The 18,501-nt window shown below is 59.4% G+C and carries 15 protein-coding genes and 1 other RNA gene; 10 read left to right on the forward strand and 6 right to left on the reverse strand.

What is annotated here, in order from left to right:
* Nucleotides 1-45: 45 nt before the first annotated feature.
* A complete protein-coding gene (ppsA, locus tag FUU19_RS23855) occupies nt 46-2,424 on the forward strand; it encodes a phosphoenolpyruvate synthase (RefSeq protein WP_141969125.1) in 2,379 nt (792 codons plus the stop codon).
* Nucleotides 2,425-2,533: 109 nt separating this feature from the next.
* Here the strand turns inward: ppsA and rprA are convergent.
* Together rprA and ydiK are read right to left on the reverse strand one after the other, a co-directional pair.
* Nucleotides 2,534-2,643: antisense sRNA RprA (gene rprA / locus FUU19_RS23860), an RNA gene on the reverse strand.
* Between the two features lie 255 nt (nt 2,644-2,898).
* Nucleotides 2,899-3,999 carry an AI-2E family transporter YdiK gene (gene ydiK / locus FUU19_RS23865; protein WP_230490511.1) on the reverse strand — a complete coding sequence of 367 codons (1,101 nt, stop codon included), beginning with the start codon at nt 3,997-3,999 and terminating at the stop codon, nt 2,899-2,901.
* 245 nt (nt 4,000-4,244) lie between these two features.
* Between ydiK and ydiJ the strand changes: the two genes are divergently transcribed.
* Nucleotides 4,245-7,301, forward strand: coding sequence for a D-2-hydroxyglutarate dehydrogenase YdiJ (ydiJ, locus tag FUU19_RS23870; RefSeq protein ID WP_230490512.1), 3,057 nt, complete (start codon nt 4,245-4,247; stop codon nt 7,299-7,301).
* Complete coding sequence (gene menI, locus FUU19_RS23875; protein WP_004931370.1) at nt 7,298-7,714, forward strand: 1,4-dihydroxy-2-naphthoyl-CoA hydrolase; 417 nt, start codon at nt 7,298-7,300, stop codon at nt 7,712-7,714. The genes ydiJ and menI overlap by 4 nt, the downstream gene beginning before the upstream one ends.
* Before the next feature lie 45 nt (nt 7,715-7,759).
* On the opposite strand, the gene FUU19_RS23880 is transcribed toward menI, so the two are convergent.
* Nucleotides 7,760-8,164 carry a hypothetical protein gene (locus tag FUU19_RS23880; protein WP_004931369.1) on the reverse strand — a complete coding sequence of 135 codons (405 nt, stop codon included), beginning with the start codon at nt 8,162-8,164 and terminating at the stop codon, nt 7,760-7,762.
* Nucleotides 8,165-8,692: 528 nt separating this feature from the next.
* Here FUU19_RS23880 and sufA point away from each other — a divergent pair.
* The 7 genes from sufA (at nt 8,693) to FUU19_RS23915 (ending at nt 15,614) form a co-directional block, all read left to right on the forward strand.
* Nucleotides 8,693-9,064 carry a Fe-S cluster assembly scaffold SufA gene (sufA, locus tag FUU19_RS23885; protein WP_004931368.1) on the forward strand — a complete coding sequence of 124 codons (372 nt, stop codon included), beginning with the start codon at nt 8,693-8,695 and terminating at the stop codon, nt 9,062-9,064.
* A gap of 14 nt (nt 9,065-9,078) precedes the next feature.
* Nucleotides 9,079-10,575 carry a Fe-S cluster assembly protein SufB gene (gene sufB / locus FUU19_RS23890; RefSeq protein WP_033638360.1) on the forward strand — a complete coding sequence of 499 codons (1,497 nt, stop codon included), beginning with the start codon at nt 9,079-9,081 and terminating at the stop codon, nt 10,573-10,575.
* A 43-nt stretch (nt 10,576-10,618) separates the two neighbouring features.
* Nucleotides 10,619-11,365, forward strand: a complete 747-nt coding sequence (sufC, locus tag FUU19_RS23895) for a Fe-S cluster assembly ATPase SufC (RefSeq protein ID WP_016927936.1) — start codon at nt 10,619-10,621, stop codon at nt 11,363-11,365.
* Nucleotides 11,340-12,626: a Fe-S cluster assembly protein SufD gene (gene sufD, locus FUU19_RS23900; RefSeq protein WP_230490513.1), complete on the forward strand. Its 1,287-nt coding sequence runs from the start codon at nt 11,340-11,342 to the stop codon at nt 12,624-12,626. Before sufC ends, sufD begins: the two co-directional genes overlap by 26 nt.
* Complete coding sequence (gene sufS, locus FUU19_RS23905; RefSeq protein ID WP_230490514.1) at nt 12,623-13,849, forward strand: cysteine desulfurase SufS; 1,227 nt, start codon at nt 12,623-12,625, stop codon at nt 13,847-13,849. The genes sufD and sufS overlap by 4 nt, the downstream gene beginning before the upstream one ends.
* 36 nt (nt 13,850-13,885) lie before the next feature.
* The gene (gene sufE, locus FUU19_RS23910; protein WP_060432959.1) at nt 13,886-14,302 is read left to right on the forward strand and encodes a cysteine desulfuration protein SufE; all 417 of its coding nucleotides are present in this window, start codon (nt 13,886-13,888) and stop codon (nt 14,300-14,302) included.
* A gap of 298 nt (nt 14,303-14,600) precedes the next feature.
* Nucleotides 14,601-15,614 carry a L,D-transpeptidase family protein gene (locus tag FUU19_RS23915; protein WP_202669412.1) on the forward strand — a complete coding sequence of 338 codons (1,014 nt, stop codon included), beginning with the start codon at nt 14,601-14,603 and terminating at the stop codon, nt 15,612-15,614.
* Nucleotides 15,615-15,754: 140 nt separating this feature from the next.
* Here the strand turns inward: FUU19_RS23915 and FUU19_RS23920 are convergent, their stop codons facing one another.
* From FUU19_RS23920 to FUU19_RS23930, 3 genes are all read right to left on the reverse strand, one after another.
* The gene (locus FUU19_RS23920; protein ID WP_004931354.1) at nt 15,755-15,991 is read right to left on the reverse strand and encodes a major outer membrane lipoprotein; all 237 of its coding nucleotides are present in this window, start codon (nt 15,989-15,991) and stop codon (nt 15,755-15,757) included.
* Between the two features lie 308 nt (nt 15,992-16,299).
* Entirely contained in the window at nt 16,300-17,712 is a 1,413-nt protein-coding gene (gene pykF / locus FUU19_RS23925) for a pyruvate kinase PykF (RefSeq protein ID WP_038870996.1), read from the reverse strand.
* 394 nt (nt 17,713-18,106) lie between these two features.
* A complete protein-coding gene (locus tag FUU19_RS23930) occupies nt 18,107-18,412 on the reverse strand; it encodes a cupin domain-containing protein (protein ID WP_141969115.1) in 306 nt (101 codons plus the stop codon).
* Nucleotides 18,413-18,501 lie beyond the last annotated feature (89 nt).

Here is an 18,501-nt window from a genome sequence, read left to right on the forward strand (position 1 = left end):
ATTAAATCCGTCTTTACCCTACTGATAGCAATAAGGATTGTCTCGATGTCCAACAATGGCCCAGACTTGCGTAATGTGCTTTGGTACAACCAGCTTGGCATGCACGACGTTGACCGTGTCGGCGGCAAAAACGCCTCCCTCGGTGAAATGATCACCAATCTTTCCGATTTGGGCGTGGCCGTGCCGAACGGTTTTGCCACCACCGCACAGGCGTTTAACGATTTCCTCGAACAAAGCGGTGTTAACCAGCGCATCTATCAGCTACTGGATCAGACCGACGTTGACGACGTTGCACAACTGGCCAAGGCCGGCGCCCAGATCCGCCAATGGGTGATCGACACGCCGTTCCACGCCGAGTTCGAACGTGAAATTCATCAGGCTTACCAACAGCTCGCCGACGGCGAACCGGAAGCCTCCTTTGCGGTGCGCTCCTCCGCCACGGCGGAAGACATGCCGGACGCGTCCTTTGCCGGCCAGCAGGAAACCTTCCTCAACGTGCAGGGCATCGACGCCGTGATGGTGGCGATCAAGCACGTCTTCGCGTCGCTGTTCAACGACCGCGCCATCTCTTATCGCGTGCATCAGGGCTATGACCACCGCGGCGTGGCGCTGTCGGCGGGCGTACAGCGTATGGTGCGCTCCGATCTGGCCTCCTCGGGCGTGATGTTCACCATCGACACCGAGTCCGGCTTTGATCAGGTGGTGTTCATCACCTCCGCCTTCGGCCTGGGCGAAATGGTGGTGCAGGGCGCGGTGAACCCGGATGAGTTCTACGTGCACAAACCGACGCTGCAAAACGGCAAGCCGGCGATCGTGCGCCGCAACCTGGGCTCGAAAAAGATCCGTATGGTGTACGCGCCGTCGCAGGATCACGGCAAACAGGTGCGCATCGAAGACGTGCCGGAAGCGCAGCGCAGCCGTTTCTCGCTGACGGATGACGAAGTGCAGGCGCTGGCGCAGCAGGCGATCCTGATCGAAAAACACTACGGCCGCCCGATGGATATCGAGTGGGCGAAAGACGGCCATACCGGCAAGCTGCTGATCGTGCAGGCGCGTCCGGAGACCGTGCGCTCCAACGAGCAGACCATGGAGCGCTATCAGTTGAACGGTTCCAGCCCGGTGCTGGTGGAAGGCCGCGCCATCGGCCACCGCATCGGCGCTGGCCCGGTGAAAGTGATCCACGACATCAGCGAAATGGATCGCATCCTGCCAGGCGACGTGCTGGTGACCGACATGACCGACCCGGACTGGGAGCCGATCATGAAGAAGGCCGCCGCGATCGTTACCAACCGCGGCGGGCGCACCTGTCACGCGGCGATCATCGCCCGTGAGCTGGGCATTCCGGCGGTGGTGGGCTGCGGCCACGCCACCGACGTGCTGAAAGACGGCCAAAAAGTCACCGTCTCCTGCGCGGAAGGCGATACCGGCTTCGTTTACAGCGACATGCTGGACTTCAGCGTGCAGAGCTCCGAAGTCACCGAGCTGCCGGATCTGCCGCTGAAGATCATGATGAACGTCGGCAACCCGGATCGCGCCTTCGACTTTGCGCGTTTGCCGAACGAAGGCGTGGGCCTGGCGCGGCTGGAATTTATCATCAACCGCATGATCGGCGTGCACCCGCGCGCGCTGCTGGAATTCGATCAGCAGACGCCGGCGCTGCAAAACGAAATTCGCGCGCTGATGCAGGGTTACGATCACCCGGTCGAGTTCTACGTCGGCCGCCTGACCGAAGGCATCGCGACGCTGGGCGCCGCCTTCTGGCCGAAGCGCGTGATCGTGCGCCTATCCGACTTCAAATCCAACGAGTACGCCAACCTGGTGGGCGGCGACAAGTATGAACCGCACGAAGAGAACCCGATGCTGGGCTTCCGTGGCGCCGGCCGTTACGTGGCCGACAGCTTCCGCGATTGCTTCGCGCTGGAGTGCGAGGCGGTGAAACGCGTGCGTAATGAAATGGGGCTGACCAACGTCGAAATCATGGTGCCGTTCGTGCGCACCGTGGCCCAGGCGGAAGCGGTGGTGGCGGAGCTGGCGCGTCAGGGGCTGAAGCGCGGCGAAAACGGGCTGAAAGTGATCATGATGTGCGAGATCCCGTCCAATGCGCTGTTGGCGGATCAGTTCCTCGAGCACTTCGACGGCTTCTCTATCGGTTCCAACGACATGACCCAGCTGGCATTGGGGCTGGATCGCGATTCCGGCGTGGTGTCGGAGCTGTTCGATGAACGCAACGAGGCGGTGAAAGCGCTGCTGTCGATGGCGATTCAGGCGGCCAAGCGCCACGGCAAATACGTCGGCATCTGCGGCCAGGGCCCGTCCGACCACGAAGACTTTGCCGAATGGTTGATGGAGCAGGGCATCGACAGCCTGTCGCTCAATCCGGACACCGTGGTGCAGACCTGGATTAATTTGTCGAAAAAGAAATAATGTCTCGGCATCGCTAAGGCATTAACGCCGGGCCGCAGTTAACGCTGCGGCCTTTTTATTTCTGAATGTAAATAACGGCGCGTAAAATAATCAATTTGGCGAAAAAAGAATAAAAAAAAGCCCACCGTAGGAGATGGGCAAAGACTACACACAGCAATTCACATGTATGGCATTACATTGTTCAGAAAGGTTGCTTTAAAATCAGTGATTTGAAGCAATAGATGGCCATAATACTAGATTTTTGAACGCGACTAGTCATTAAGAATCATCCTAATCGATAGCGTCATCACATTTTATTTGCGGGCGTTATCTCTTTTTGCCGCTTGCAACAAACAGAGATTTACATTGCACCTTTCATTCGCCGGGCCTCAATCAATATATCGCGGCATTATATTTGGAGTAGATATTACTCGAATGAGGTAGGAATAATGACGAGGGAAATATTCCGCCCGACGATGCGGGCGGAAGGGGGAATTAGCGTTTTTCCAGATCTTCGATGACTTGCTCCGGCGCGGTGGTCGGCTCCGGCGCTTCATTCATCCAGGCGGTCAGCAGGCGATAAGATACTGCCAACACCACCGGGCCGATGAACAGGCCGATCATGCCGAAGGCCAGCAAGCCGCCGATAACGCCGGACAGGATCAGCAGCAGCGGCAGGTCGGCGCCCATACGGATCAGCACCGGGCGCAGCACGTTATCCAGCGTGGCTACCACGCAGCTCCAGACCACTAACACGGTGCCCCAGGTGGTGTCGCCATGCCAGTACAGCCAGATGATGGCCGGCACCAGCACCAACAGTGGCCCCAATTGCGCTACGCAGCAGATAAAGATCAGCATCGTCAACAAGGTGGCGGCCGGAATGCCGCTCACCGCCAGACCGATACCGCCCAGAACTGACTGCACCAGCGCCGTCACCACTACGCCCAGCGCGACGGCGCGGATCGCCTGGCCACCCAGCAGCACCGCCGCATCGCCGCGCGCAGAACCGAGGCGCACCGCAAAGTGGCGGATACCCAGAGCTACCTGCTCGCCGCGCGCATACAGCAATGCGCTGAACAGCAGCATCAGCGCGCAGTGCAGTAGCAGACGGCCGATATGCGCCGCCTGCGCCACGAACCAGGTGGCGGTCTGGCCGAAGTATGGCTGCACCTTCGCCAGCAGCGCGGCGCCGCCGGCGTTAATCAGCGTGTGGTAGCTGGTGTAGAGCCTGTCGCCGATCATCGGCACGGACTGCAGCCAGGCGAGATCGGGAATGTGCAGCTTGCCCGGCGAACTGGCCCAGGCGATCAGCGGTGCGCTGTTATCCACCACGCTGCTGATCAGCAGGGAGATAGGCAGAATGAACAGCAGGATCAGCAGCAGGGTCATGACCAGCACCGCCAGCGAGCGGCGGCCCCACAGCAGCTTTTGCAGTTTGAGCAGCAGCGGCCAGGTGGCGATCACCACCATGCCCGCCCAGGCGAAGCCGAGAATAAACGGTTGGATCACCCAAAAACAGGCGACGATCATGATGGCGATAAACAGCACGCCGAAAATAATTCGCGGTAAGTCGTAACGCGATTGCGGGAGTGGCATCAGTGGCTTCTCATCCTGGTCAATTAAATCCCTGGCACCGGGGAATCGGGGTGCCTGTCGGTCGGTTTATCACCGCCGGGCGGCCGCCTGTGGCGGCGCTCGCAGGGCGGTAATAATGTGAATGCCTTCACTAAACGAGTATGTTAGTTTTTAGTGTCACTAAAAAATAGGGTGGGTCTGAATTAAAGGCCCGATTCAGCGTACATCAGCGCATAAAAAATAGACGGACAGGGTCAAAAAAGCGAATGATCCCACAGATTTCTCAGGCGCCCGGCCTCGTTCAACGGGTGCTCGACTTTTTGGAAGCACTGAAGCAAAACGGATTCAACGGCGACACCGCCACCAGCTACGCTGACCGGCTGACGATGGCTACCGACAACAGCATCTATCAGCTGTTGCCCGATGCGGTGGTGTTTCCCCGTTCCACCGCCGACGTGGCGCTGATCGCCCGCCTGGCCGGGGAGGAGCGATTCAAGACGCTGACCTTCAGCCCGCGCGGCGGCGGCACCGGCACCAACGGCCAGTCACTCAATACCGGCATCGTGGTCGATATGTCGCGCCATATGAACCGCATTCTGGAAATCAACGTCGAACAAGGCTGGGTAAAAGTCGAAGCCGGCGTCATCAAGGATCAGCTGAATCAGTATCTGCGGCCGTTCGGCTATTTCTTCTCGCCGGAACTGTCCACCAGCAACCGCGCCACGCTGGGCGGCATGATCAACACCGACGCCTCCGGCCAGGGCTCGTTGGTGTACGGCAAAACCTCCGATCACGTGTTAGGCCTGCGGGCGGTGCTGCTGGGCGGTGAGATGATCGATACCCGCGCCATGCCGACGGCGCTGGCGGAAACGATTGCTCTGGAAGAGACCGCCGAAGGGCGCATCTACCGCACGGTGCTCAACCGCTGCCGCGAGCAGCGTGCGCTGATCCTCGAGAAATTCCCCAAACTCAACCGCTTCCTCACCGGTTACGATCTGCGCCATGTGCTGAGCGACGATCTGCAAACTTTCGATCTGACGCGCATCCTGACCGGCGCCGAAGGCACGCTGGCGTTTATCACCGAGGCGCGGCTGGATATCACGCCGCTGCCGAAAGTGCGCCGCCTGGTCAACGTGAAGTATGACTCCTTCGACTCGGCGCTGCGCAATGCGCCCTTTATGGTCGAAGCCAAGGCGCTGTCGGTGGAAACCATCGATTCCAAGGTGCTGAACCTGGCGCGTGAAGACATCGTTTGGCACTCGGTGAACGAACTGATCGCCGACGTGCCGGATAAAGAGATGCTGGGGCTGAACATCGTTGAGTTCGCCGGCGACGATCGGGCGCTGATCGACGGTCAGATGGAGACGCTGTGCCAACGGCTGGATGAACTGATCGGGCAGCGGCAGGGCGGTGTGATCGGGTACCAGATCTGCGGCGATCTGGTCGGCATCGAGCGCATTTACAACATGCGCAAGAAGGCGGTCGGGCTGCTGGGCAACGCCAAGGGGCGCGCCAAGCCGATTCCGTTCGCCGAGGACACCTGCGTGCCGCCGCAACACCTGGCGGACTATATCGTCGAATTCCGTCAACTGCTCGACGACCACCACCTGAGCTACGGCATGTTCGGCCACGTCGACGCCGGGGTGCTGCACGTGCGCCCGGCGCTCGACATGTGCGACCCGCAGCAGGAAGTGCTGATGAAGCAGATCTCCGATCAGGTGGTGGCGCTGACCGCCAAATACGGCGGCCTGCTGTGGGGTGAGCACGGTAAGGGCTTCCGTGCCGAGTACAGCCCTGAGTTCTTCGGGGAAACGCTGTATGAAGAGCTGCGCCGCATCAAGGCGGCGTTTGATCCGGATAACCGGCTGAACCCGGGCAAGATCTGTTCGCCACTGGCGGTAGATGCGCCGATGATGCAGGTGGACGCGGTTAAACGCGGCACCTTCGATCGTCAGATCCCGGTCGAGGTGCGCACTTCGTTCCGCGGCGCGCTGGAGTGTAACGGCAACGGCCTGTGCTTCAACTTCGACGTGCGCAGCCCGATGTGCCCGTCGATGAAGATCAGCGGCAACCGCATTCATTCACCGAAAGGGCGGGCGACGCTGGTGCGCGAGTGGCTGCGTCTGTTGGCCGAGCAGGGCGTCGATCCTTTGGCGCTGGAGAAACAGCTGCCGCAGCAGCGAGTCAGCCTGCGCGGTTTGATCGAAAAGACCCGCAACAGCTGGCACGCGGGCAAGGGCGAGTATGACTTCTCGCACGAAGTGAAAGAGGCGATGTCCGGCTGCCTGGCCTGCAAGGCCTGCTCCACCCAGTGCCCGATCAAGATTGACGTGCCGGGATTCCGTTCGCGCTTCCTGCAGCTCTACCACACCCGCTATCTGCGCCCGGTAAGCGACTACATGGTCGCCGGTGTGGAGAGCTATACCCCGTTGATGGCCCGCGCGCCGAAGGTGTTCAACTTCTTCTTCCGCCAGCCGTGGCTGCGGGAGATGAGCCGCAACGCCATCGGCATGGTCGATCTGCCACTGCTGTCCAGCCCGACGCTGCGTCAGCAGCTGTCCGGCCACCGCGCGACCACGCTGACGCTGGAGCAGCTGGAAAGGCTGAGCGCCGATCAGCGCGCCGATCACGTGCTGATCGTCCAGGATCCGTTCACCAGCTATTACGACGCCAAAGTGGTGGCGGACTTTGTCCGCCTGGTGGAGAAGCTCGGCTATAAACCGGTGCTGCTGCCGTTCTCGCCGAACGGCAAGGCGCAGCATGTGAAAGGTTTCCTGACGCGCTTTGCCCGCACCGCGCGCAAAACCGCCGATTTTCTCAACCGCGTAGCGCAGCTCGACATGCCGCTGGTGGGCGTCGATCCGGCACTGGTGCTGTGTTACCGCGACGAATACCGCGAGATCCTCGGCGCTGAGCGCGGCGATTTCCAGGTGCAGCTGGTGCATGAATGGCTGCAGCAGCGGATCGCGGATCGCGCCGAACAGCCGGCGACCGGCGAGCCGTGGTATCTGTTCGGCCACTGCACCGAAACCACCGCGCTGCCGGCCAGCGGCCAACAGTGGGCGGCGATCTTCGCCCGCTTCGGCGCCAAACTGGAAAACGTCAGCGTCGGCTGCTGCGGCATGGCGGGGACTTACGGCCACGAAGCCAAGAACCTGCAAAACTCGCTCGGCATTTATGAGTTATCATGGCACCCGACACTGCAGCGTTTGCCAAGGCAGCGCTGCCTGGCGACCGGCTATTCCTGCCGCAGCCAGGTGAAACGCATCGAGGGCAATGGCGTGCGCCACCCATTACAGGCACTTCTGGAGATGATTGAGTGAAATTGTGGAAACGTGAAACATCGCTGGAGCAGCTGAACCGCGCCGGCGACGGCTGCATGGTCAGCCATGTGGGCATCGAGTTTACCCAATTGGGCGAGGATTTCCTCGAGGCCACCATGCCGGTCGATAGCCGTACCCGCCAGCCGTTCGGGCTGTTGCACGGCGGGGCGTCGGTGGTGCTGGCGGAATCGATGGGATCGATGGCCGGTTACCTGTGCAGTGAGGGCGAGCAGAAAGTGGTGGGGCTGGAGATCAACGCCAACCACCTGCGCGCGGTGTTCGATGGCCAGGTGCGCGGGGTATGTCGCGCACTGCACGTCGGCCGTCGCCATCAGGTGTGGCAAATCGAGATCTTCGACGCGCGCGATCGGCTGTGCTGCACCTCGCGTCTGACCACGGCGGTTATCGACTGATTCTCGCCGGTTTCCGCAGGCTGCCGGCCTGCGGAGCCTTTCGCTTTACAGCTGAAACGGTACGCGTTTGACGAAGTCCTTCTGAAACGCGTTCGCCTTCTCCCAGGTGCCTTCCATCGCATACTTTTGGCAGATCAGCGTCAGCGTGTGGCGGGCGAAGTGATAGCTTTGCACCCGAAACAGCTGGCAGCGCTGCGGATTGTTGATCTCGACGATCAGCCGGTTGTGCAGCTTGCTGAGCGCGTGCAGGTAGCTGTCATCGTCGCCGTTCTCCAGGCACAGATTGGCCATGGTGAGGCTGACGCTGTTGTACCGCTTCAGGTGGTCGATATTGCATTCCGGGCGCCGCAGCGCCGCTTCGGCCATATAAAAGTCCACCGTGGCGTCGCGCACGCTGAATTTGTAGTCATCAATCTTGCCCAGTAACCATGCGTTGATCGAAAGAGTCATTGGCTTCGCGCTCAAATTCAAATTGAATGATAATCATTATCATATAAACTGCCGCGTTGCCGATCAATCCCCGGCGTGGCGTTTTTTTATTGCGCGGAAGGGTAAAAGACCGCCGCCGCCCCAACTTAATCCTGAGCGACTAAACTTTAACCTGAGGGCTGCGCGCTTGCGCAGCGCCACGAAATGCCGATAAACGCACATTTACGACAGACAGAATGCAGAAATAGGTATTTTCTATGAATGTTTAGATCGGCAACGCACCGCAGCGCTGTAACGCTGACGGGCCACCGGGGAGTGCGGTACGGTGATGCAGGATAGATAATAAATTCATAGGGATAGCATGCACACCTTGCCGCCGGACGCCGCAAGCCGCCACGAATGTCCCGCTGGCTTGCCGCACGCCGCAGCGAAAAACCGCGCTGGCGGCGGATACCCCCGCAAAACAAACGGTTGAAGTGATAATCGTTATCACTAACATATAAGCAACCCAGATTGGCTGTGGCCAAACACGAGTGTGAGGTAGACCCTATGCAAACGGAAAATGTCGGCACTTTTTCTCTGGATGAAAATGTCTGGCAAGGCATTTCGCTCAGCGACAGCGCCGTACGACAAATAACGAAACTGATGCAGCAGGATCCGCAGGTGAAAGGGCTGCAGCTAGGGGTGAAACAATCCGGCTGCGCCGGCTTTGCCTATGTGCTGGATCTGACCCGCGAACCCGCCGATGACGATCTGCTGTTTGAGCGCGACGGCGCCAAACTCTATGTGCCGCTGAAGGCCATGCCGTTCATCGATGGCACCACGGTAGATTACGTCCGCGAAGGGCTGAATCAGATATTCAAATTCAACAACCCTAAAGCTCAGCATGCCTGCGGGTGCGGCGAGAGCTTTGGCGTTTGAGCGATGCAATCAACATGACACGAAGCAATGTAGAAATGCCTAATGAAGTGCAGGCTTGGGTCAGCGAAGGTCGCTACAAAGAAGGTTTCTTCACCCAGCTGGCAACCGATGAGTTGGCCAAAGGCATCAACGAAGAGGTGGTGCGCGCCATCTCGGCCAAGCGCAACGAACCCGAGTGGATGCTGGAATTCCGCCTCGAGGCCTACCGCGCCTGGCTGCAGATGGAAGAGCCGCACTGGCTGAAGGCCAATTACGATCGCCTGAACTACCAGGACTACAGTTACTATTCGGCGCCCTCCTGCGGCAGCTGCGACGACGCCTGCGGTTCGCAACCCGGCGCCGAGCAGCAACCGGGCGCGGCGACGGAAAAAGATTACCTGACCAGCGAAGTGGAGCTGGCGTTCAATCAGCTCGGGGTGCCGGTGCGCGAGGGCAGCGAGGTGGCGGTGGACGCCATCTTCGACTCGGTCTCGGTCGCTACCACCTACCGTGAAAAACTGGCGGAGAGCGGGGTGATCTTCTGCTCGTTCGGCGAAGCGATTCAGGAATACCCGGATCTGGTGCGTCAGTACCTGGGGCGCGTGGTGCCCTCCAACGATAACTTCTTCGCCGCGTTGAACGCCGCAGTGGCCTCCGACGGCACCTTCGTCTATGTGCCGAAGGGCGTGCGATGCCCGATGGAGCTGTCGACCTATTTCCGTATCAACGCCGCCAAAACCGGCCAGTTCGAGCGCACCATCCTGATCGCCGACGAAGGCAGCTATGTCAGCTACATCGAAGGCTGTTCCGCCCCGGTGCGCGACAGCTACCAGCTGCACGCAGCGGTGGTGGAAGTGATCCTGCATAAAGACGCCGAAGTGAAATACTCGACGGTGCAGAACTGGTTCTCCGGCGGCGAGAGCAAGGGCGGTATCCTCAACTTCGTCACCAAGCGCGCGCTGTGCGAAGGCGCCGGCTCGAAAATGTCCTGGACCCAGTCGGAAACCGGCTCGGCCATCACCTGGAAATACCCGAGCGTGATCCTGCAGGGCGACAACTCGATCGGCGAATTCTTCTCGGTGGCGCTGACCAGCGGCCATCAGCAGGCGGACACCGGCACCAAGATGATCCACATCGGCAAAAACACCAAGTCGACCATCATCGCCAAAGGCATTTCCGCCGGCCACAGCGAAAACACCTATCGCGGCCTGGTGAAAATCCTGCCGGGGGCGGAAAACGCCCGTAACTTTACCCAGTGCGACTCGATGCTGATCGGGCCGGACAGCGGTGCCCACACGTTCCCTTACGTTGAAGCGCGCAACAACAGCGCTCAGCTGGAGCACGAAGCCACCACCTCGAAGATCGGCGACGACCAGCTGTTCTACTGCCTGCAGCGCGGCATCAGCGAGGATGACGCCATTTCGATGATCGTCAACGGTTTCTGCAAGGACGTTTTCTCCGAGCTGCCGCTGGAGTTCGCCGTCGAGGCGCAGAAACTTCTGGCCATCAGCCTGGAACACAGCGTGGGTTAATCGCCGCATTTTTAGCGCCGTCGGCGCTATCTGAGGACACAGCATGTTAAGCATCAAGAATTTGAAAGTCAGCGTGGAAGGCAACGAGATCCTCAAGGGATTGGATCTGGAGATCAAACCGGGCGAAGTGCATGCCATCATGGGGCCGAACGGCTCGGGCAAGAGCACGCTGTCCGCCACGCTGGCCGGGCGTGAAGAGTACGAAGTGACCGAAGGGGAAGTCACTTTCAAGGGCAAGGACCTGCTGGAACTGGATCCGGAAGATCGCGCCGGCGAGGGCGTGTTTCTGGCCTTCCAGTACCCGGTGGAGATCCCCGGCGTCAGCAACCACTTCTTCCTGCAGACCTCGGTCAACGCGGTGCGCAAATACCGCGAGCAGGAGCCGCTGGATCGTTTTGACTTCGCCGATTTCATCGAAGAGAAAATTGCGCTGCTGGACATGCCGGCCGATCTGTTGACCCGTTCGGTCAACGTCGGTTTCTCCGGCGGCGAGAAAAAGCGCAACGACATTCTGCAGATGGCGGCGCTGGAGCCGGATCTGTGCATTCTCGATGAAACCGACTCCGGTCTGGACATCGATGCGCTCAAGATCGTCGCCAACGGCGTCAACTCGCTGCGGGACGGCAAGCGCGCCTTTATCATCGTGACCCATTATCAGCGCATTCTGGACTACATCCAGCCGGATTACGTACACGTGCTGTCCCAGGGGCGCATCGTCAAATCCGGCGATTTCTCGCTGGTGAAACAGTTGGAGGAGCAGGGCTATGGCTGGCTTACCGACCAACAGTAATTCAAACGCGCTGCAGCAGCTGTATCGCCTGTTCGAAGGCCGCGGCGGCGAGCGTTCGCCGCATGCCTTGGCGCACTGGCAGCAGGCGCTGCGCCTCGGCTGGCCGACGCGCAAGCATGAAAACTGGAAGTACACGCCGCTGGAGAGCCTGCTGGAGCAGCAGTTCCTCGATCCGCAGCCCGCGCCGGTGAGCGCAGAGCAGCTTGAGGCGCTGGCGCTTGGCATCGATGCCTGTCGGTTGGTGTTTATCGACGGCCGCTACAGCGCCGCACTCAGCGATAGCGAACTGGGCGACTACCAGTTTGAATTGACTGCCTACGGCACGCCGCAGGCGCTGCCGGAGCCGGTCCAGCCGGAGATTTTCCTGCACCTGACCGAAAGTCTGGCGCAGGAAACCAGCCTGATTCGCCTGCCGGCCGGCAAGGCCCCAGCTCGCCCGCTGTACCTGCTGCATATCAGCAGCGGACGCGGCGCCAGCGGCGAAGTGAACACCGTGCATCACCGCCATCATCTGGAGATTGGGCGCGGGGCTGAGGCGGAAGTGATTGAACACTACGTCAGCCTGGGCGAGGCCGCACACTTCACCGGCGCGCGCCTGACCGCCAACGTGGCGGACAACGCCGGGCTGTTGCACTGCAAGCTGGCGTTTGAGAGCCAGCCGAGCTATCACTTTGCCCATAACGATCTGGTTATCGGCCGCGACGCGCGGGTGAAAAGCGACAGTTTCCTGCTGGGCGCCGGTCTGACGCGTCACAACACCAGCGCGCAGCTGAACGGCGAAGGCGCGAACCTGGTAATCAACAGCCTGGTGCTGCCGGTGGGCAAAGAGATCTGCGATACCCGCACCTATCTGGAGCACAACAAAGGCTATTGCGAGAGCCGCCAGCTGCATAAAACCGTGGTCAGCGATCGCGGCAAGGCGGTGTTCAACGGCATGATCAAAGTGGCCAAGCACGCGATCAAAACCGACGGCCAGATGACCAACCATAACCTGCTGTTGGGCAAGGTGGCGGAGGTGGATACCAAGCCGCAGCTGGAGATCTACGCCGACGACGTCAAATGCAGCCACGGCGCCACCGTGGGGCGCATCGATGAAGAGCAGCTGTTCTACCTGCAGTCGCGCGGCATCGACAAACACGCGGCGCAGCAGATGATCATCTTCGCCTTCGCCGCCGAGCTGACCGAAGGCATCGACAATGACACCATCCGGGAACGGGTGCTGGCGCGCATCGCCCAGCGCCTGCCGGGGGAGGCTGCATGAGTTATCCGATTGAACGCGTGCGCAGCGATTTTCCACTGTTGACGCGTGAGGTGAACGGCCAACCGCTGGCCTATCTCGACAGCGCCGCCAGCGCGCAGAAACCACAGTCGGTGATCGACCGCGAGTTGGCGTTCTACCGCCACGGTTATGCGGCGGTGCATCGCGGCATCCACACCCTGAGCGCTGAGGCGACTCAGCAGATGGAAGCGGTGCGGGAACAGGCGGCGCGCTTTATCAACGCCGCCTCGGCGGAAGAGATGGTGTTCGTCAAAGGCACCACCGAAGGCATCAACCTAGTGGCCAACAGCTTTGGCCGCCACCTGCTGCAGCCGGGCGATGCGATTCTCATCACCGAGATGGAGCACCACGCCAACATCGTGCCGTGGCAGATGCTGGCGCAGGAGCGCGGGCTGCAGCTGAGGGTGTGGCCGCTGCAGCCGGACGGTACGCTGGATCTGGCGCGGCTGCCGGAATTGGTCGACGCGTCCTGTAAGCTGCTGGCGCTGACCGAGGTCTCCAACGTGCTGGGCACCGTCAACCCGGTGCGCGATATCATCGCCCGTGCCAGAGCCTTGGCACCGGATTTGACGGTGCTGGTGGACGGCGCACAGGCGGTGATGCACCAGCGCGTCGATGTCCAGGCGCTGGACTGCGATTTTTACGTGTTTTCCGGCCACAAGCTGTACGGCCCTTCCGGTATCGGCATGCTGTATGGCCGCCAGGCGCTGCTGCAGCAGATGCCGCCGTGGGAAGGGGGCGGCTCGATGATCCGTCAGGTCAGCCTGACGGCGGGCACCACCTTTGCCGATCCGCCGTGGCGTTTCGAGGCCGGGTCGCCGAACACCGCCGGCATCATGGGGCTGGGGGCGGCGTTCGAGTACGTCGACGCCCTGGGCCTGAATGCGATCCATGATTATGAACAGTCGCTGATGCACTATGCGCTGGAGGCACTCAGCCAGGTGCCGACGCTGAAAGTCTATGGCCCGGCCCATCGCGCCGGGGTGATCGCCTTTAATCTGGGGGAACACCACGCCTATGACGTCGGCAGCTTCCTCGATCAGTACGGCATCGCCATTCGCACCGGCCATCACTGCGCGATGCCGCTGATGGCGTTTTATCAGGTGCCGAGCATGTGCCGCGCTTCGCTGGCGTTATATAATACCCGCGAAGAGGTGGACCGGTTGGTGGCCGGGCTGCAACGCATTCATCAGCTATTAGGCTAGGCCGGGGCGCGTCCCCGGCGGTACAAAAGGATCCCCATGGCGAATTTGCCGGACAAAGATAAATTGGTGCGTAATTTCTCCCGCTGTTTGAACTGGGAGGAAAAATACCTGTACGTGATTGAACTCGGCGCCAAATTGCCGCCGTTGGACGAGGCCGAGCGACAGGCCGGCAACCTGATCTCCGGCTGTCAGAGCCAGGTGTGGATTGTGATGCGCCGCGATGAACAGGGACAGGTCGAGTTTCACGGCGATAGCGACGCGGCGATCGTCAAAGGGCTGCTGGCGGTGGTGTTTATTCTGTATCGCCAATTGACGCCGCAGCAGATTGTCGAGCTCGATGTGCGGCCGTTTTTCGCCGAGCTGGCGCTCAGCCAACACCTGACGCCTTCGCGTTCACAGGGGCTGGAGGCGATGATCCGCGCCATTCGCAGTAAAGCCGCTCAGCTGGCCTGAGCCTGAACGCCTCCCGTCCTTAAGGGCTCATTGATATATTCGCTTTGTCAATGAGCCTTTACAATCCACGCTTTCCCCCCAGATAACATCCCCAATTCAGTGATATTTCAGCAGCTTATCCGTTGACGTTTCGTTGACAATCAGCGGCGGCGATTACGTTATAACGTGTTGATTTTTAGAGAACTTATTGCCTTTGATGCCAGCGTTGCTAGTATTAATCAGGTATTGTCTGATTTACCCGCCGCCGGGCGCTCGCTAGCCTTGGGGACGAACCGTCATAAAAAATATAGGGATGATAATGAAACGTGCGTTGAGTTTAATGGGCATGGTCTTCGCCACCGTATTGGCCGGCACGCAGGCCGCCAGTGCGACCGAGTACCCGCTGCCGCCGCCGGACAGCCGTCTGATCGGCGAAAACACCACTTATACCGTGCCAAACGACGGCCGTCCGCTGGAGGCGATTGCCGCCGACTACAAGATTGGCCTGCTGGGCATGCTGGAAGCCAACCCCGGCACCGATCCGTTCCTGCCTAAGCCGGGTACGGTGCTGACCATTCCGACCCAAATGCTGCTGCCTGACACCAAGCGTGAAGGGATTATCGTCAACCTGGCCGAGCTGCGCCTTTACTACTATCCGAAAGGCGAGAATAAAGTGATCGTCTATCCGATCGGTATCGGCCAGACCGGGATGCACACGCCGCTGGAAGTGACCTCCATTAGCCAGAAGATCCCTAACCCGACCTGGACGCCAACCGCCAACATCCGCAAACGCTATCAGTCCCAGGGCGTGACGCTACCTGCCGTGGTGCCGGCCGGCCCTGAGAACCCGATGGGGCTGTTCGCCCTGCGTCTGGCGATGGGGCGCGGTGAATACCTGATCCACGGCACCAATGCCAATTTCGGTATTGGTATGCGCGTCAGCTCCGGCTGTATTCGTCTGCGTCCGACGGACATCGAAGCGCTGTTCAATCAGGTGCCGCGTGGTACACGGGTGCAGGTGATCAACGATCCGGTGAAGATTTCGGTTGAGCCGGACGGCAAACGCTATGTGGAAGTGCATCAGCCGCTGTCGCGGGTAGAAAGCGACGATCCGCAGACCATGCCGATTGCGCTGTCTAAAGCAGAGAAAGCTTTTGTTGCGGATGGTCAGACCGATCGCGCCGTGTTCGATAACGCGGTTGTACGCCGTTCTGGCATGCCGGTGCTGGTCAACGTAGGGGAGAACCCGTCTGAAGTGAGTTTAACGCCTGTAGCGGCGCCTGCGGCGAATAAGAGCCCATTCAAGGCAGCGCCAATCAGTTCGGTGAACTAAGTTTGCAGGATTGAGCGGTCGAAGAGAGGTTCAGCGTGCTGAGCCTCTTTTTTTATCTGCCGAAGGAGAACTCCAGGGCCGATGAGCAGGCAAAAAAAAACGGCGCACAATGTGCGCCGTTTTCAATAACCAAAGCTATCTTACTTTTTGTAAGCGTGAGCTTGGTTGTCCAGACGCTGGTTAGCGCGTGCTGCGTCGTCTTTAGCCGCTTGAACGTCAGAACGCATTGCGTTCACGTCGTTGCTCAGCTGATCAACTTTAGCGTTCAGAGTCTGAACGTCAGAAGACAGTTGATCGATTTTAGCGTTGCTAGAGCAGCCAGCCAGCAGAGTGGAACCCAGGATTACCGCGCCCAGTACCAGTTTAGTACGATTCATTATAACACCCTCTAGATTGAGTTAATCTCCATGTAGCGTTACAAGTATTACACAAACTTTTTTCGAAAGAGAATAATTTTTTAGTGTTGGGGTGCTTTATTTTGATCGTTCGCTCAAACTTGCATCTGGTTTTACAAATTAGTTAAAAAATCGAGGGAAAACAGCCGGCTTCCATGGGACTTCTCCGATTTATTATTAGCTAAATAATGAGCGGATCGCGGTTGCGTTTTGAGAAAAATAGTTTACTGCCGATAAAAAAAACGCCGCAAAGCGGCGTTTTGATCAAGGCAATTATGTCACGTTTTATATTACAGCACGTGTACCGAGGCGGTGTTGGTGGTGCCGCTCGGCACCAGCGCGCCGGAAACCATCACCACGACGTCGCCTTTCTGCGCCAGGCCGCTGGCCAGCGCGGCCTCTTTACCGATGCGGTAGAAGTCGTCGGTAGAGGCGATTTCTTTGACCATCTGCGGGATAACGCCCTTGCTCAGCACCAGCTGATGCGCGGTGGTCTGGTTGGTGGTCAGCGCCAGGATCACGGCGTTCGGGAAGTACTTGCGCACGGATTTCGCCGATTTGCCGCCGCTGGTAGCGACGACGATCAGCGGCGCGTCCAGTTTCTCTGCGGTTTCAACCGCACCGCGGCACACCGCTTCGGTGATGCGCAGCTTGCGACGATCGTTCAGGGTGTCGATGCGGCTTGGCATCACGCGGTCGGTACGCTCGCAGATGGTCGCCATGATGTTGACCGCTTCCAGCGGGTATTTGCCTTTGGCGCTCTCGCCGGACAACATGACGGCATCGGTACCGTCCAAGATGGCGTTGGCGACGTCGCCGGCTTCTGCGCGGGTAGGGCGCGGGTTCTTGATCATGGAATCGAGCATCTGGGTGGCGGTGATCACCACTTTACGCGCGCGGTTGCATTTCTCGATCATCATCTTCTGGGCGAAGATCACTTCTTCGACCGGGATCTCGACGCCCAGGTCGCCACGGGCAACCATGATGCCGTCGGAGGCTTCGAGGATCTCGTCGAAGTTGTTCAGGCCTTCCTGGTTTTCGATCTTGGAGATGATTTGGATCTGCTCACCGCCGTGGGCTTTCAGGTGTTCGCGGATCTCCAGCACGTCGGAGCGTTTACGGATGAAGGACGCAGCCACAAAGTCGACGCCTTGTTCGCAGCCGAAGATCAGGTCGCGTTTGTCTTTCTCGGCCAGCGCAGGCAGCTGGATGGAAACGCCCGGCAGGTTGACGCCCTTGTTCTCGCCCAGGTCGCCGTTGTTCAGCACCTTACAAATGACTTCGTTTTCGGTCACGTTGGTGACTTCCATGCCGATCAGGCCGTCGTCAACCAGTACGGTGTTGCCGATCTTCAGGTCGGCGGCGAAGCCGGCGTAGGTGACCGCCACGCGATCGCTGTTGCCGATCACGCTCTGGTCGGTGGTGAAAGTGAAGGTTTGGCCGGCGACCAGCGAGGCGTCTTTACCGCCTTCCAGTTTCATGGTGCGAATTTCCGGGCCTTTGGTATCCAGCAGGATGCCGGCGTTGATACCGGTTTTCGCCATCACGGCGCGCATGTTCTTGATGCGGTTGCCGTGCTCTTCATAATCGCCGTGAGAGAAGTTGAGACGCATCACGTTCATGCCCGCATTGAGCAGGTTGGTCAGCATTTCTTCCGATTCGGTTTTTGGACCGATGGTACAAACAATTTTGGTCTTTTTCATGGCGGAGTTTTCTACAAGTTGTGATGGATAAAAAAATGAATTTGACCGGCGTGCTTTACGCCGGTAGGGAATTTGGGCCGTGCCTGGTGGTGAAAAACATAGTTAAGGATAGGTGACGACAGTTGAAGCGGGGCGGAAAAATTCAGCCCGTGCGGGGGCGCGGGGATGCTGCGCAACGGGGTAAGATCACATCGTGTTGTTATAGCGTTTTCGCAGATCAAGGGCTGAAACCATTCAACTGATAGACGTTGCGCATTATAAAGGCTAAGCGGTGGGAAACAAAATAAAAAACCGCTGCGGCGCGGTGGATATATCAAAACGGGAGCAAATGTGGCGCAAATGCAACGCGTTGCGGGCCACTTGTTGCGCAAATAACCATGCTGTAAATGCAGGTTTAATGCGTTTGGGGAATTTCCAGCAGCACGCCGGCACTCAGGCAGAAACAGCCGCTGGCGACGTTCGCCGGCAGGATCAGGCTTTCGCCGGCCCGCATTACCTGTGTATCGCCGCCGAGGGTAAACTCGAATTCACCGGATACTACCCGAGTTTGCCGCGCGTGCGGGGGCTTTTGCAGCTGGCCGAAGGCGCCGGCCTCGAAACGCACTTCCGCCGCCGGCGAACCGTCGCTCATCACGCCTTCACGGCGGGCGAGGCCATTGTCGAGCGGTAAAAAGGCGGTTTTGGCGGTAAAGGTGGTCATGTGGCGTTCCTGGTGGCTGATGGCGGTAGCACGGCGCGATCGACATAACAATCGGGCGGTCGGGCAGAGATGAAATAACGGGAAGTATA

The sequence above is a fragment of the Serratia montpellierensis genome, assembly GCF_020858655.1.
Lineage (GTDB): Bacteria > Pseudomonadota > Gammaproteobacteria > Enterobacterales > Enterobacteriaceae > Serratia > Serratia montpellierensis.